15 protein-coding genes are annotated in these 13,904 nt (G+C 73.6%); 6 read left to right on the forward strand and 9 right to left on the reverse strand.

Annotated elements, in window-relative coordinates; translation table 11 throughout:
* Positions 1-927: alpha/beta hydrolase domain-containing protein (locus JHD21_RS14380; protein ID WP_292676578.1), on the forward strand; the 927-nt coding region annotated here is incomplete at its 5' end.
* On the opposite strand, the gene JHD21_RS14385 is transcribed toward JHD21_RS14380, so the two are convergent.
* Positions 917-1,900, reverse strand: a complete 984-nt coding sequence (locus JHD21_RS14385) for an NAD-dependent epimerase/dehydratase family protein (protein ID WP_292676580.1) — start codon at positions 1,898-1,900, stop codon at positions 917-919. The genes JHD21_RS14380 and JHD21_RS14385 overlap by 11 nt on opposite strands.
* Before the next feature lie 118 nt (positions 1,901-2,018).
* On the opposite strand from JHD21_RS14385, the gene JHD21_RS14390 reads away from it, so the two are divergent.
* The gene (locus JHD21_RS14390; protein WP_292676582.1) at positions 2,019-2,672 is read left to right on the forward strand and encodes a VOC family protein; all 654 of its coding nucleotides are present in this window, start codon (positions 2,019-2,021) and stop codon (positions 2,670-2,672) included.
* 40 nt (positions 2,673-2,712) lie between these two features.
* Here the strand turns inward: JHD21_RS14390 and JHD21_RS14395 are convergent, their stop codons facing one another.
* Both JHD21_RS14395 and JHD21_RS14400 read right to left on the reverse strand, forming a co-directional pair.
* On the reverse strand, positions 2,713-2,853 hold the full coding sequence (locus JHD21_RS14395; protein WP_292676584.1) for a hypothetical protein: 141 nt from the start codon (positions 2,851-2,853) through the stop codon (positions 2,713-2,715).
* Positions 2,854-2,904: 51 nt separating this feature from the next.
* Entirely contained in the window at positions 2,905-3,153 is a 249-nt protein-coding gene (locus tag JHD21_RS14400) for a hypothetical protein (RefSeq protein ID WP_292676585.1), read from the reverse strand.
* A gap of 167 nt (positions 3,154-3,320) precedes the next feature.
* Between JHD21_RS14400 and JHD21_RS14405 the strand changes: the two genes are divergently transcribed.
* Entirely contained in the window at positions 3,321-4,631 is a 1,311-nt protein-coding gene (locus JHD21_RS14405) for a serine/threonine-protein kinase (RefSeq protein ID WP_292676587.1), read from the forward strand.
* A gap of 37 nt (positions 4,632-4,668) precedes the next feature.
* On the opposite strand, the gene JHD21_RS14410 is transcribed toward JHD21_RS14405, so the two are convergent.
* Both JHD21_RS14410 and JHD21_RS14415 read right to left on the reverse strand, forming a co-directional pair.
* Complete coding sequence (locus tag JHD21_RS14410) at positions 4,669-6,156, reverse strand: M1 family metallopeptidase (protein ID WP_292676589.1); 1,488 nt, start codon at positions 6,154-6,156, stop codon at positions 4,669-4,671.
* Positions 6,149-6,700 (reverse strand): RNA polymerase sigma factor, encoded by a 552-nt coding sequence (locus JHD21_RS14415; protein ID WP_292676591.1) that lies wholly within the window; start codon positions 6,698-6,700, stop codon positions 6,149-6,151. Before JHD21_RS14415 ends, JHD21_RS14410 begins: the two co-directional genes overlap by 8 nt.
* A 20-nt stretch (positions 6,701-6,720) precedes the next feature.
* On the opposite strand from JHD21_RS14415, the gene JHD21_RS14420 reads away from it, so the two are divergent.
* Entirely contained in the window at positions 6,721-8,256 is a 1,536-nt protein-coding gene (locus JHD21_RS14420) for a serine/threonine-protein kinase (protein ID WP_292676593.1), read from the forward strand.
* Positions 8,257-8,259: 3 nt separating this feature from the next.
* On the opposite strand, the gene JHD21_RS14425 is transcribed toward JHD21_RS14420, so the two are convergent.
* On the reverse strand, positions 8,260-8,904 hold the full coding sequence (locus JHD21_RS14425; RefSeq protein WP_292676595.1) for a hypothetical protein: 645 nt from the start codon (positions 8,902-8,904) through the stop codon (positions 8,260-8,262).
* Positions 8,905-9,074: 170 nt separating this feature from the next.
* Here JHD21_RS14425 and JHD21_RS14430 point away from each other — a divergent pair, with 170 nt between their 5' ends.
* On the forward strand, positions 9,075-10,547 hold the full coding sequence (locus JHD21_RS14430; RefSeq protein WP_292676597.1) for a DHA2 family efflux MFS transporter permease subunit: 1,473 nt from the start codon (positions 9,075-9,077) through the stop codon (positions 10,545-10,547).
* A gap of 22 nt (positions 10,548-10,569) precedes the next feature.
* Positions 10,570-12,075: an amidohydrolase family protein gene (locus JHD21_RS14435; RefSeq protein ID WP_292676599.1), complete on the forward strand. Its 1,506-nt coding sequence runs from the start codon at positions 10,570-10,572 to the stop codon at positions 12,073-12,075.
* Positions 12,076-12,082: 7 nt separating this feature from the next.
* Here JHD21_RS14435 and JHD21_RS14440 read toward each other — a convergent pair whose 3' ends face one another.
* From JHD21_RS14440 to JHD21_RS14450, 3 genes are all read right to left on the reverse strand, one after another.
* Positions 12,083-12,985 carry an SGNH/GDSL hydrolase family protein gene (locus tag JHD21_RS14440; RefSeq protein ID WP_292676601.1) on the reverse strand — a complete coding sequence of 301 codons (903 nt, stop codon included), beginning with the start codon at positions 12,983-12,985 and terminating at the stop codon, positions 12,083-12,085.
* Between the two features lie 43 nt (positions 12,986-13,028).
* The gene (locus tag JHD21_RS14445) at positions 13,029-13,679 is read right to left on the reverse strand and encodes a fasciclin domain-containing protein (protein ID WP_292676604.1); all 651 of its coding nucleotides are present in this window, start codon (positions 13,677-13,679) and stop codon (positions 13,029-13,031) included.
* A 114-nt stretch (positions 13,680-13,793) separates the two neighbouring features.
* Positions 13,794-13,901, reverse strand: coding sequence for a helix-turn-helix domain-containing protein (locus tag JHD21_RS14450; RefSeq protein ID WP_365696180.1), 108 nt, complete (start codon positions 13,899-13,901; stop codon positions 13,794-13,796).
* Positions 13,902-13,904: the final 3 nt, after the last annotated feature.

A 13,904-nucleotide genomic window follows, 5' to 3' on the forward strand; every position in this document is an offset into this window, starting at 1 on the left:
GCGGGGGAGGGTCTGCGGGTGCTCGACCCGGATCGGTACGGCGACCTGGACCATCCCGGTGACGCGTTCTCCTACGACATCTACACGCAGGCGGCCGCGGCCGCCGCCTCGGGCGACCTGCTCGGCGACCTCGAGCCGGAGCGGCTGCTGGCCGTCGGCGAGTCGCAGTCCGGCTTCGCGCTCACGACGTACGCCAACGGCGTGCAGCCGCTGACCGGGACCTTCGACGGGTTCCTGATCCACAGCCGGGGCGGCGCGACCGCGCCGCTGGGCGTCTTCGACAGCGGCATCGACATCGCCGGCACCCTGGGCGGTCCGCCGACGACGGTCCGCGACGACCTCGAGGTCCCGGTGCTCACGCTGGAGAGCGAGACCGACGTGGTCGGGGTGCTCAACTACCTGCCGGCCCGGCAGCCGGACAGCGACCGGTTCCGGCTGTGGGAGGTCGCCGGGACCGCGCACGCGGACCGCTTCCTGCTCGGCCCGCTGGCCGACCAGCTCGGCTGCCCGGCACCGGTCAACGACGGGCCGCAGCACCTGGTCGCCAAGGCGGCGCTGCGTGCCCTGGACGCGTGGGTCCGCGACGGCGTCGAGCCGCCGGGCGCCGACCGGCTCGCCGTGGCCGGCGACGTCTACGAGCGCGACCGGGACGGCATCGTCCGCGGCGGCATCCGCACGCCGCTCGTGGACGTCCCGGTCGACGTGCTGTCCGGGGACCCCGCGCCGGACGGGCCGCTGCACTGCCTGCTGTTCGGGTCCACGACACCGCTCCCCGACGGCCGGGTCGCCGACCTCTACCCCGACCGCGCGGCCTACCTGGCGGCGTACGAGTCGGCCGCGGACCAGGCGGTCGCGGCCGGTTTCGTGCTGCCCGACGACCGCGAGGCGCTGATGGCGTACGCGCAGCCGGACCGGGTCAGGCCCTGACCCGCCAGGCGTCGAGGAGCTCCTGCTCGCGCTCGCGGGTGATGCCGGTCCGCACCACGTCGGGCGTCGCGTCCGCCCAGGCCAGGGTGTCGCGTGCGGTGTCGGCGACCGGCCTCGTGCTGAGCCCGGCCTCCCGCGGCTGGTCGGCGTCGTGCGCCAGCATGCCGGCGTACTCCGGTCGCGGCAGCCACATCGGCACCGAGCCCGAGCCCGCCCACGGCTCGACCCCCCGCTCGGTCAGGAACTCCTGGTCGGCCCAGGTCCAGATGGGTGACGCGCCCACTCCCTCGGCGACCTGGGCCAGGAAGTCCTCGAACCGCTGGACCGGTCCGATCCCGTCGACGACGCCGGTGCGCCGGGACTCCGCCGAGTCGACGATCCAGCTGGCCAGGTCGCGGACGTCGATGACCTGCACGGTGTCGTCGGGGGTGCCGGGCGCAAGCACCTCGCCGCCGTCGCGGACCCGCAGCGGCCAGTAGGTGAAGCGACCGGTCGGGTCACCCGGGCCGACGATCAGGCCGGGCCGGACCACCATCGCGCCGGCGGCGCCGTCGAGCACGATCTGCTCGCAGGCGACCTTCATCGGCCCGTAGGCCTCCATGTTCTCGCGCAGGTCGACGTCCTCGGTGATCGGCTCGAGCTCCGGCGTCACCCCCGGGCGCCCGCCGGGGACCGCGTTGTCGGCGTAGACGCTGATCGTCGAGACGAACACCCAGTGCGCGTCGGGCAGCGCCGCCACCGCCGAGCGCACCCGCGACGGGTGCCGGGCCACGTCGACCACGGCGTCGTACGCCGCCTCGCCCAGCTCCGCGGGCGCAGGCTGGTCGCGGTCCCACACCAGGTGCGCCGCGCCCTCGGGCAACGACCCGGACTCGCCACGGCACGCGCAGGTCACCTCGTGCCCGCGGCGTACCGCCTCCTCCGCGACCGCCTTGGACAGGAACACGGTGCCGCCGAGCACGAGGAGCCTCATGCCGGCAACGCAACACGAGCGGCCCCCTCGTCACAAGTGCTTCCGCCGAGAGCAGAACGGCCGTCGCCACCGGGAACTGACGAGACGTCGTGCCCGGTCGTGCGTCAGTGTGGGAGCCATGTACCTCGAGAACGTCGTCTTCGACGCCGTCGAGCCGAAGCGGGCGGGCCTGTTCTGGGAGGCCGTGGTCGGCGGCGAGCGGTTGACCGACGAGCCGGAGGGGTTCGAGACCCGGCTCGAGGTCGAGGGCGGGCCGACCCTCGACCTGTGCTTCCAGCGGGTGGCCGACCCGTCGACGGATCCGCCGCGGCTCCGGCTGGCGCTCTCGGGCGAGGCCGGCCCCGCCGAGGGGGGCGCCGACCCGGAGGGCAACCCCTGCCCGGTCGTGGAGGACGCAGCGGCGTACCCCGACGCCGGGCCGCTGGCCGCGCTGCGCCTCGCGTCCGCCGACCCGGGCCGGGACGCGGCGTTCTGGTCGTGGCTGACCGGCTGGGTCCCCGTCGGCGGGGTCGCCCCCCGGTCGTTGCGGCACCCGTCGCAGCGTGGCGCCGTCCTGGAGCTGTGGCCCGAGGACGGCCCCAAGGGCACGGCCAAGAACCGGATCCACCTCGACGTCCGGCTCGAGGCCGGAGAGGACCCCGACGAGGTCGAGGCGGGCGTCACCAGCCGGGGCGGACTGCGGATGCACGTGGACTGGGGCGAGCTGCCGTGGCGGTCCTACACCGACCCGTCCGGCAACGAGTTCTGCGTGCTGCCGGCCCGGCCGTCCTGAGAGCAGCCCCTGAGGTCAGGCCCGGAGGTCAGGCCCGGAGTCAGGAGCGTCCTCGACGCCGCGCCTTGACCTTGTCGACGGCGGCCTGCATCCGGGCGCGGTTCTCCGGCTTCTTCGACTCGTCGTAGAGCTTCTTGGCAATCCCGGCGGCGGCGACTGTCCTGGCGATCTTCATGCCCACCGGTACCGCGTCCGGCGCCGCGTCATGCCACCCGTGAGGGTGCGTGACCGGCTAGGAGTAGCGGTGGCTCTTGGCCGCGTGGCCGTGCTCGCGGGTGCAGCTCCGGCCGTTCATCGACCGGTGCCCGCACAGCCCCTCGACGACCGGCACCGCCGGTGGCGCGGCCGGCGTCTCCGGAGCGACCGGTTCCGCCGCCTTCGTGGCTCGGGCCGCCGCCCTGGCCGGCTTGGCGGCCGGCGCAGCCGCCCGTTGGTTGTAGCGGGCCTCCCGCATGGCCCGGACCGCGGCTTCCTTGCTCATCGACACCTCACCCGGTGAACCCTAGGCGCAGCCACGGACATCGCCGGCCGACGGGCGGGCGGCCGGCTGGGTTCGGGAGGTGTAACAGCGACTCCCGCCGCCGACATACCTCAACGAGCCCCGGACGACCCTGGGCGAGTCCCGGGCAGGAGGTCGGCAGGAGCAGCATGGAGGCACCGTTGCTCGCTGACCGGTACACCCTCGGCGACCTCGTGGGCCGCGGCGGGATGGCCGATGTCTTCCGTGGACACGACCGGGTGCTGGACCGCGCCGTCGCGGTGAAGGTGCTGCGCGAGTCGACGGCCGAGGGGTCCGACCGCGCCAGGTTCACCTCCGAGGCACGCACGCTCGCCCAGCTCTCCCACAGCGGGCTGGTGACGGTCCTCGACGCCGGGGTCGACATCGACCGGCCGTTCCTGGTGATGGAGCTCGTCGACGGCGACACGCTGGCCGACCGGCTCCGCGCCGGTCCCCTCGACCTGGAGACCGCCGGGTCGGTGGGGGTGCAGCTCGCCGAGGCGCTGGCGTACGCCCACGAACGCGGTGTGGTGCACCGCGACGTCAAGCCCGCCAACGTGCTGCTCGACCCCGGCGGCCGGGTCAAGCTGGCGGACTTCGGCATCGCCCGGCTGATCGGCGACACGGTCCGGCACACCCAGACCGGGCACGCCATCGGTACGGCGGCGTACCTGGCACCCGAGCAGGTGCAGGGCGGCGAGGTGGACGGCCGCTCGGACGTATACTCGCTCGGTCTGGTCCTGCTGGAGTCGCTGACGGGCCGTCGTGAGTACCCGGGCGGGTCGGTCGAGGCGGCGCTCGCCCGGCTGAGCCGGGAGCCGGAGGTGCCCGCCGACCTGCCCGCAGAGTGGCGCGAGACGCTCGCCGCCATGACGGCGGTCGACCGGTCCGCGCGTCCCTCAGCGGACCAGGTCGTTGCTCTCCTCCGCGGTCAGCTGGCCGCGCCCGTGGCCTCTCCGGGGCCCGCGCCGCGCGCCGTGATGGCGGACACCGGGAGCGCCACCCGGCTGATGACGGAGCCCGTCACCCGGGTCGCCGTCGTCCCGCCCGACGCCGGCACCCACCAACCCCGGATCGACCGGTGGGGTGGCTGGCTGGCCGGGCTGCCCGCACGGGCCGGCCGGCGGTGGCGCCGCACGGAGCCGCACGAGCGGGGGGTCGTGGCCGCGCTGCTGGCGCTGGTGGCGTTCCTGGTCGTGGTCGCCCTCCTCGACTCCGGCTCCGCTGACGAGCCGCCGCGGGACGAGACGCCGGTGCAGCTCACGGGGCCGCTGCGCGGCGCGGTGTCCACGATGCTGCGCGCGCTCGAGGTGGCGCAGCCGGTGTCCGGTGCCGGTGAGGAGTCCGCCCCGGTCGAGGACGAGCCCACCGTCGAGGACGACGGTGCCGACGTCCAGCCGGGCAAGGGCAAGGGCAGGGACAAGAACAAGGACAAGGGCAAGGGCAAGAACAAGGGCTAGCCAGGCCGGTCGCCCACCGCCGGGGGACCGGGTGGTGCTAGTCCCGCGGCGGGGTCGTCTCGCCGAGCAGCCACGCGTCGAGGAAGGCCGTGAGCTCCTCGCCGGTCTCCTCCTCGAGCCAGGCCCAGTAGTCGTCGCGGTCGGTGCTCCGGTTGTCGCGGGCGGCCGGCCACTCCCGCATCACCCGGAGGAAGGCGTCGTCGCCGATCCGCTCGCGGAGCTCGTGCCACATCAGCGCCGGCCCGTAGTAGATGTTGTTCTCGCCGAACGCGCCGGGGTCGTACGCCGCCGGCGGGCCCGACTCGGTGCGGGAGGTCTCCTCGGTGGCGGCCCAGCTGTCCATCTGCTCGTCGACGCTGATGCCGGCTCGCTCGGCCTGCCACATGCCCTGGAGGTACATCGTCATGCCCTCGTTCATCCAGACGTCGCGCCAGTCCTCGGGCGTGACCTGGTCGCCGTACCAGTGGTGCGCCATCTCGTGGACCAGCACCCGCTCGGACATCGTGTAGTCGGTGATCCCGAGCGTGACCATCGTCTGGGTCTCCATGCCGCTCTGCGAGTCGACCAGGAGGAACCCGAGGGTGTCGAACGGGTAGGGCCCGAGCCGTTCCTCCAGCCAGTCGAGGCCCGCGGCCGCACGTTCCAGTCCGTCGGCGAGCTGCGGGGAGCCCGAGGGCACCCAGTAGCTGATCTCGACGCCGCTCGCGGACGTGTTGGTGGTCGAGGTGTAGTCGCCGAACGCCACGGTGGTGAGGTACGACGCCGCCGGCTCGGCGAGGTGCCACTGCGTCGTGGTCGTCGCGGCCTCTTCGGTGCGCGAGGTCAGCTCGCCGTTGGCGACGCCGGTCCACGGCGAGGGCACGGACAGCGTGAAGTCGTAGAGCGCCTTGTCGGACGGGTGGTCGTTGACGGGGTACCAGGTGTGCGCGCCGTAGGGCTCCTGCATCGTCCACGCCTCGCCCGACGGTGTGATGGTGAAGCCGAGGGTGCTGAAGTCGGTGCGGGTGGTCGGCGCCTGGACCGGCTCCGGCGTGCCGGCGTAGTGCACCTCCACGGCGTACCGCTCGTCCGCGACGACCGGTGCGGCGACGACCAGGTCGTCGCCGTCGTGCTCGGCCGGCACCTCGGCGCCGTCGACGGTGACCGCACTGACCTCCAGCGCGGGGCCGAGGTCGAGCTGGAACGACTCGGCGTCCCCGGTCGCCCGGAAGATCAGCGTCGTGACGCCCTCGAGGGTGCGGGTCCGCGGAGTCCACGCCAGCGACAGGTCGTAGTGGAGCGCGTCCACGCCCGGGTCGCCGACGTCCGGGTAGTAGGAGTCCTCGACCGGCTCGCTCAGGGCGATGTCGTACGCCGGGTCGTCGACGCTCCCCGAGAGGCCGGGATCCGCGACCTCGGGGGTCGCGTCGCTCGTCGGCGGCGGGCCGCTGGTCACCGGCTCGCCCTTGGCGCCGGTCAGCGTGGCCGAGCAGCCGCCGAGCAGCAGCGTGGCGAGGGCGAGTGCGACCGCGCCGCTCCTACGCATCGCCGGCCAGCATGGGGCGGACCAGCTTGCGGCCGTGGTGGATCTGCGCCTTGACGGTGCCGAGCGGGGCGCCGACCTGGGCGGCGATCTCCTCGTAGGCCATGCCGTAGACGTCGCGCAGCAGCAGCGGCTCGACCATCTGCGGGTGCTCGCGCTCGAGCTGCTCCATGGCATCGAGCAGGTCGAGCCGGGTGCCGGCGATGACGCTGGTGGTGCGCGGGTCGGGACGCTGCATCCCGTCGTGCGCCTCGGGGTCGGCGGCCACCGCCTGGTTCTTCATCCGGCGGTAGGTCGACCGCGCCGAGTTCACCGCCACCACGTGCAGCCAGGTGGTGAACCGGCCCTTCCGGTTCCAGGTGCCGATCTTGCCGGCGACCTTGAGCAGCGCCTCCTGGCAGGCGTCCTCGGCGTCGCCGGAGTAGGGGAGCACCCCGCGGCACACCGCCAGGGCCCGCGGCCGGACCGCGCGCAGCAGGTCGTCGAGGGCGTCGCTGTCGCCCTCCTGCGCGCGCCGCGCGAGTGCGTCGATGTCGTCCGGCTCCACTCGATGACCATAATCAACCGGTGTCCACGCCCCAGCGGCCGACGCCCCAACGGCCGATGCCCCAGCGGTTGGGGCGCTACGTCGTGCGGCGGCGGATCGGCAACGGGGCGTTCGCCACCGTGTGGCTCGCCTACGACGAGCAGCTCGACTCCCCGGTCGCGGTCAAAGTGCTCGCGGACAACTGGACCGAGGACGACCACATCCGGCGGCGCTTCCAGGAGGAGGGCCGCTACCTCCGCAAGGTCGAGTCGCCGCACGTGGTGTCGGTCTACGACGCCGGCGAGCTCGACGACGGCCGGCCCTACCTGGTCATGTCCTACGCCGACCAGGGCACGCTCGCCGACCGCCTCGAGGTCGAGGGGCTCACGGTGGCGCAGGCGATGGAGGTGGTGCGCCAGGTGGGCACAGGGCTCCAGGCGCTGCACGACCGCGACATCGTGCACCGCGACGTCAAGCCCGCCAACGTGCTGTTCCGCAGCGTGGCGACGCACCCCGGCCGGGGCCAGAGCAGCGATACCACGGTCCGGGCGATGGTGGGCGACCTCGGGCTCGGCCGCGCCCTCGACATGTCCTCGCGGCTGACCATGGTCGCCGGGACGCCGTCGTACGTCGCGCCGGAGCAGGCCCGCGCCGAGGCGCCCGACGCCCGGGCCGACCAGTACTCCCTGGCGGCGCTGGCGTTCATGCTGCTCAGCGGGCGGCCGCCGTACTCCCACACCAGCCTGATCGACGCCGGCAACCCCGGTCCGCTGCCGTCGGTCTCGACGCCCGAGCGGCCCTACACCGCCGGCGTGGACGCCGTGCTGCACCGCGGCCTGGCCCACGACCGCGAGGAGCGCTACCCGAGCGTGACCGAGTTCGTGACCGCCCTGGCGGCGGCGCTCGGGCCGGCGGTCGAGGGCTCCGGGGTGACCGAGGCCTGGCTGCCGGTCGACCCCGACCTCACCCAGCCCGGGCCTCGTCCGACGTCCGGACCGGGGGGCGAGCCACCGCCGGTCTCGACGCAGCTGCCCTCCCGGCGCCGCCGGGCGGTCCTGGTCGCGGCAGCGGTGGCGCTGCTGGGGCTGGGTCTCGGCGTGACCGGTGGGTACGCCGCGCAGCAGGCCCTCGACGACCCACCGGACCCGACGTTCACCGACGCGTCCGGCGCACTGAGCGTCACCGTGCCTCAGGCCTGGGACACGGTGGCCGACGACGGCTGGCGGCCGCCCAACGCCGAGAGCCCGGCGACGTTCGCGGGGCTGTCGGTGGGCGAGACGACCGACTGGTCCCAGGGCTCCGAGCCGCACGGGGTGTTCGTCGGGCTGCTGCCGGGGGAGGAGCTGCCGGAGCAGACGCCCCAGCACCCGGAGTGCGACAGCCTCGACGAGGTGGTGAACTCCGAGAGGGAGGGCTTCCCGTCGTCGACGACCTACTACTCGGACTGTCCCGGGGGTGTGACCGTCGAGCGGGTCGCCCAGGTCGCGGGCAACCGGCTGCTGTGGGTGCAGGTGCGGTGCGTCGACCGGGCCACGGCGACGGCGGTCCTGGAGAGCGTCGTCGCCCGGGGCCTGTGAGCGCTAGGACGTGGTGACCCGCTCGACGCTCGCCGCCACCGTGTCCAGCAGGTCTCTGAGGCCGGCGACGTCGCGTTCCCGGCCGTAGACGGAGGTCTCGAACGTCGCCGCGATGCCGCCCGGGTCGGTGAACCAGCGGAAGGTGTTGTAGCGCAGCCGGTTCTCCGCCGACCGGTACGTCACGGCGAGGTAGTCCGACGACCGCCCGACCACCTCGACGTCGTCCTCGGTGGCCTCGAGGCCACCGAGCTTCTCCTCGACCATGTCCTCGGGCGTCAGCCGGGCGTTCACGATCTTCACCCGCATGCCGTAGCCACCCTCCATGCCGCCCGGCGGCCGGAACTTCCGTTCTCCGGACCCGGCGTCGGTGGCGGACCAGCCCTTCGGGCGGCGGAAGGAGTACTGGAACGGCGCGGCACCGATGGTCTCTCGCGCGTACTCGAGATCGGTCTGCAGCGCGGCCAGGTCGATGTCCTCGGCGTACGGCCGCTCGGGCTCGACCGGGACCGACGGCGACTCGGCCGGGAGGGGGGCGGCGTCGGAGAACCGGGACGGGCCCTCGTCCGGGCGCGCGGCACCCCAGGCGTACCCCGCCCCGGCCCCGAGGAGGAGCACCACCAGGAATAACCCGATGACGCGCCGGTTCACACCCAGGAGACTAGGCGTCATGTCCTGACTCTCAGCACACCCAGCAGCACAGCAATCCCGGTCGGGCGCGCCGACCTCCGATGAGCCAACACTGTTCGCCGGGTCTGTCGTATCGGACGGCACCCGTTCGTGGAAGTGGTGAGACACCTCCACACCTGAGAGAGGACACCATGACCGCCACGCCTGAGATCGCCGCCTCCGAGCCGACGACGGACACCTCCCGTCGCGCCCGCTGGCTGGCGCTCTACGTGCTGTGCCTGGGCGACCTGATGATCGTGCTCGACCAGAGCATCGTCAACGTCGCGCTGCCGTCCATCCGCGACGACCTCGGCTTCAGCCAGTCGTCGCTGGCCTGGGTCGTCAACGCCTACCTGCTGACGTTCGGCGGCTTCCTGCTCCTGAGCGGCCGGCTCGGCGACCTGCTCGGCAACAAGCGGGTCTTCCTCGGTGGCACCGCCTTCTTCACCGTCGCGTCGGTGGCGTGCGGCCTGGCGCCGTCCGCGCCCTGGTTGGTCGTCGGGCGCGCGGTGCAGGGCCTCGGCGGCGCGGCGGTGTCCGCGGTGGCGCTGGCCCTGATCATCGGCCTGTTCACCGAGCCGGCCGAGCGGGCCAAGGCGATGGGCGTCTTCGGGTTCGTGATGTCCGGCGGCGGCGCCGTCGGCGTGCTGCTCGGCGGCGTACTCACCGGGCTGTTCTCGTGGGAGTGGATCTTCCTGGTCAACGTCCCGATCGGCGTCGCGGTCCTGTTCGCCGCCCGGGCGGTCCTGCCGCGCGACGACGTCGAGCCCGGCAGCGTCAAGCTCGACGTGCCCGGCGCGGTCCTGGTCACCGGCGCGCTCATGCTCGCGGTCTACGGCATCGTCGGCGGCAACGACGCCGGCTGGATCACCGGCCGCACGCTCGGTCTGCTCGGAGCCAGCGCGGTCCTGTTCACGGTGTTCGTGGTCTGGGAGAGCCGGGCCGCGGCGCCGCTGGTGCCGCTGCGGGTGTTCCGGCTCCGCAACCTGGTCGTGTCGCAGATCGTCGGCATCCTCTGGGCGGCCGCGATGTTCGCCTGGTTCTTCCTCGCCGCGCTCTACCTCCAGGACGTCCTGAGCTACGAGCCGCTCGAGGTGGGCCTGGCCTTCATCCCGACCAGCCTGGTGATGATGTTCTGCTCGCTGCAGCTCTCCGACCGGCTGGTGATGCGGTTCGGCATCCGGCCGCCGCTGGTCGCGGGCCTGACGCTCGCCGGCCTCAGCCTGGCGCTGTTCGCCCTGGCCCCGGTCGACGGCGACTTCGTCCGGCACGTGCTGCCGTCGATGATCCTGCTGGGCATCGGTGCCGGCATCGCCTTCAACCCGGTCCTGCTGGCCGCGATGGGCGACGTCGAGCCGCACGAGTCCGGCCTCGCCTCCGGCGTGGTCAACACGGCGTTCATGATGGGCGGCGCGCTCGGCCTCGCGGTCCTGGTCGCGGTCTCCGACTCGCGCCGGGCCACGCTGCTCGCCGACGGCACCGACACGGTCGCCGCCCTCAACGGTGGCCTCAACATCGCCTTCGCGGTCGGTGCGGTCGCCGCCCTGTCCGCGGCCGCGATCGGTGGCCTGTTCCTGCGGCCCAAGCCGATGGACATGATGGAGGGGCCGGTCGCCGCGCACTGAGCGCTCGCCTAACGTGGCGGGCATGCCCGACCTCCTCCTCCGCAACGCCCGGCTGGTCCCGGTCGGCAACGCGGCGACGTACGACGGCGTGCTCGACGTCCTGGTCGAGGACGGGACCGTCACCCAGGTCGCGCCGCGGGTCGAGCGCCCCCAGCGGGTCGAGGAGGTCGACGCCGAGGGCCGCTGGGTGGCACCGGGCCTCTGGGACCAGCACGTGCACTTCACGCAGTGGGTCGAGGGCCGCCAGCGCCTCGACCTGGCCGGCGCCACCTCGGTCGAGGAGGCCACCGCCATCGTGGCGGCGCGGCTCGCCGCGGCGCCCGGGCAGCCGGTGGTCGGGTGGGGTCACCGCTCGGCGTTCATGGGCCGGGATGGCACCACGGCCGAGCTGGACGCCGTCTCGACCGAGGTGCCGGTCCTGCTGGTCAGCGGCGACGGTCACCACGCCTGGGCCAACACGCTCGCCTACAACCTGCTCGGGCTGCCGGTCCGCGACGACGTGGTCCGCGAGAACGAGTGGTTCGACGCCTACCCGCGGATCGGTGTCCTCACCGGTGGCCAGACCGACCCGCCCCAGGCCTACCGCGAGGCCCTGGCCGCGGCCGCCGCGCTCGGGGTGGTCGGGTTCGTCGACTTCGAGTTCAACGGCCGGGTCCAGCCGTGGGTGGACCGCTGGCACGACGGCGGCGACCTGCTACGGGTCCGCTGGGCGACGTACGCCGCCGGGCTGGACGAGGTCCTCGAGTCCGGGCTGCGCACCGGCGACCCCGTCCCCGGTGCCGACGGCCGGCTGACCATGGGACCGCTGAAGATCATCAGCGACGGCTCACTCAACACCCGGACCGCGTGGTGCTGCGACCTCTACGCCGACGCGGACGTGCTCGAGCACCCGGCCGGGCTCCCCAACCAGTCCGGGGCCGAGCTCCGCTCGCTGCTCGGCCGGGCCACCCAGGGGGGCCTGGAGGTGGCCACCCACGCGATCGGCGACGCCGCCGTGACCGAGGCCCTGTCGGCGTACGCCGAGACCTGGGCGACCGGGTCGATCGAGCACGCCCAGCTGGTCCAGCGCCACGACGTGCACCGGATCGCCGAGCTCGGGCTGCGGGCCAGCGTGCAGCCCGCGCACCTGCTCGACGACCGCGACCTCACCGAGAAGATCTGGCCTGGCCGCGGCGAGCGCTGCTTCGCGTTCCGCTGGATGCTCGACGAGGGCGTCGAGCTGTCGCTCGGCTCCGACGCCCCGGTCTCACCGCTGGACCCGTGGCTGGCGATCGCCTCAGCGGTGCACCGCAGCGGTGACGACCGCGACCCGTGGCACGCGGAGCAGTCGCTGACGCCGGCCGAGGCGCTGGCGGCGTCGGTCGACGGCCAGCCGACCGTGGCGGTCGGGTCCCGGGGTGACCTGGTGCTCCTCGACCGCGACCCGCTGGCGGTGGGGGAGACGACGCAGCAGACCGCGGCAGCCCTGCGCGGGATGCCGGTCGCGCTGACCGTCGTCGCGGGGCGCGTCGTGCACCGGGCGGACTGAGAGCGGCTCAGCCCTCGAGCGCCTCGACCACCAGCGCCGCGACGGCCTCCTGCTCCGCCGCGAACGGGTGCATGCCGGTCGCCTCGTCGGTCGAGCCGCCGACACCGTTGACCCAGGCGTCCTCGCCCGCGCAGATGTCGTGGCCCTCGCTGGCCGCCAGCATGTCGACGTACCGCACCCCGGCCTGCGCCGCGGCGCTCTCGGTCGCCGCGCCCAGCGCCTCGATCAGCCCGCGCACGTAGTCGTAGTCCGCGGGCGTCAGCGGCAGCAGGTCGCACTGCCCGCGGGCCGGGACCAGCTGCGGGTAGCCCACGAGCACGACCTCGGCCTCGGGCGCCCGGTCCCGGATCCCGACCAGCGCGGAGGTCACCCGGCCCCGGACGACCTCGATGGTCTCGAGGGCCCGGTCGGTGCCCTCGGTGTTGAACGCGTCCCGGCACGGGGCACCCTCGGGATCCTGCGACCGGAGGAAGACACAGGTCATCAGGAGCTCGGCGAACAGACCCTGGTCGTTGCCGCCGATGCCGAGCGTGACGACGTCCGTGTCCTCGGTCAGCGCCGCGAACTGCGGCGGCACCACGCCCGCCGAGGTCTCCTGCGCGCCGACCAGTGAGGTGGTGGTGGCGCCGCCGCAGCTCACGTCGGTCAGCGCCAGCCCGAGCTCGTCGGCCACCAGCGCCGGGTAGTTCGACGAGGAGCGAGCACACCCCTCGTCGACGGTCTCGCCCACTCCGGGCGCCGCCGTGTAGGAGTCGCCCAGGGCGACGTACGTCGGGGTGCCGGCCGAGGACTCCGCCGACTCCGCGGACTCCGGCGACTGCGATGCCGAGGGTTCCCCGGCCTCGGTCTGGTCGGACGCGCAGCCGGCCAGGACGGCCAGGGCCACGGCGCACGCGGCCAGGCTTCTCACTCGGACAACCTACGGACCGGTGAGAAGCCTGGCGCCGGATGGATCAGAGGTCGACCGGGCGGAGGACCCGGTTGATCCCGTGGGCGACCTGCTTGTTGCCGCGGTTGACGTCGAGCACGACGACGTAGGGGTTCGCCGCGTCCCGGTCCTTGTCGACCAGGAACACGCCGCCCTTGCCGATGTGCACCCGGAAGGCGCCGCCCTGCGCGGTCGTGACCTTGTCGCCCTCGGCGGCCAGGACCTTGGGGGAGGTGAGCGTCTTACCGGCGACCACGTGGTACAGCAGGATCGTCTCGATGGTGTCGATGCTGCCGGCGATCTTGACGACCTGCTTGAGGGTCTTCGCCTCGGTCTTGGGCGCGTAGCCCTTGATGCTCTGGACGAAGCTGCGGAACGCCGCGTCGGTGGGCACGAACGCGGTCAGCCGGGTGTCGCCATCGGCCAGCAGGCCGACGGGGCTGCCGGGCTTGGCGTCGAGCACCGCGAAGACCGCGGCCTCGACCAGGTCGAAGTCGCCCCAGTTCTTGTCGAGCTTCTGCCCGTCCGCGCCGAGGACCTCCGCCAGGCTGGTGTCGCCGGCCTTGGCCTGGGCCGGTGCGGCCGCCTGTGCCGGCGCGGTCGCCAGCCCGGTCGTCGCGGCCACCGCCAGGCCGAGGATCGTCGCGCCGAGACGCCGGTTGAGTGCGTGCTTCATGTCAGTGCTCCCTTGTGGTCGGTTCCCTCTCCCCGTGCAGCAGGGGTTCGGGGCGACGACCGCAGGAGATTGCTCGTTCAACGACATTTCTCGGGACGTCGTGCCGGCGAGCGGTCAGGCGAGGGCGATCAGCAGCTCCAGGACCGCGTCGGGGTCGTCGAGACGGTCGCCGTAGAGCTCGCGGAGCTGGCCCATCCGGTAGCGCACGGTCTGCGGGTGCACGAA

Source organism: Nocardioides sp. (assembly GCF_016462705.1).
Classification (GTDB): domain Bacteria; phylum Actinomycetota; class Actinomycetes; order Propionibacteriales; family Nocardioidaceae; genus Nocardioides.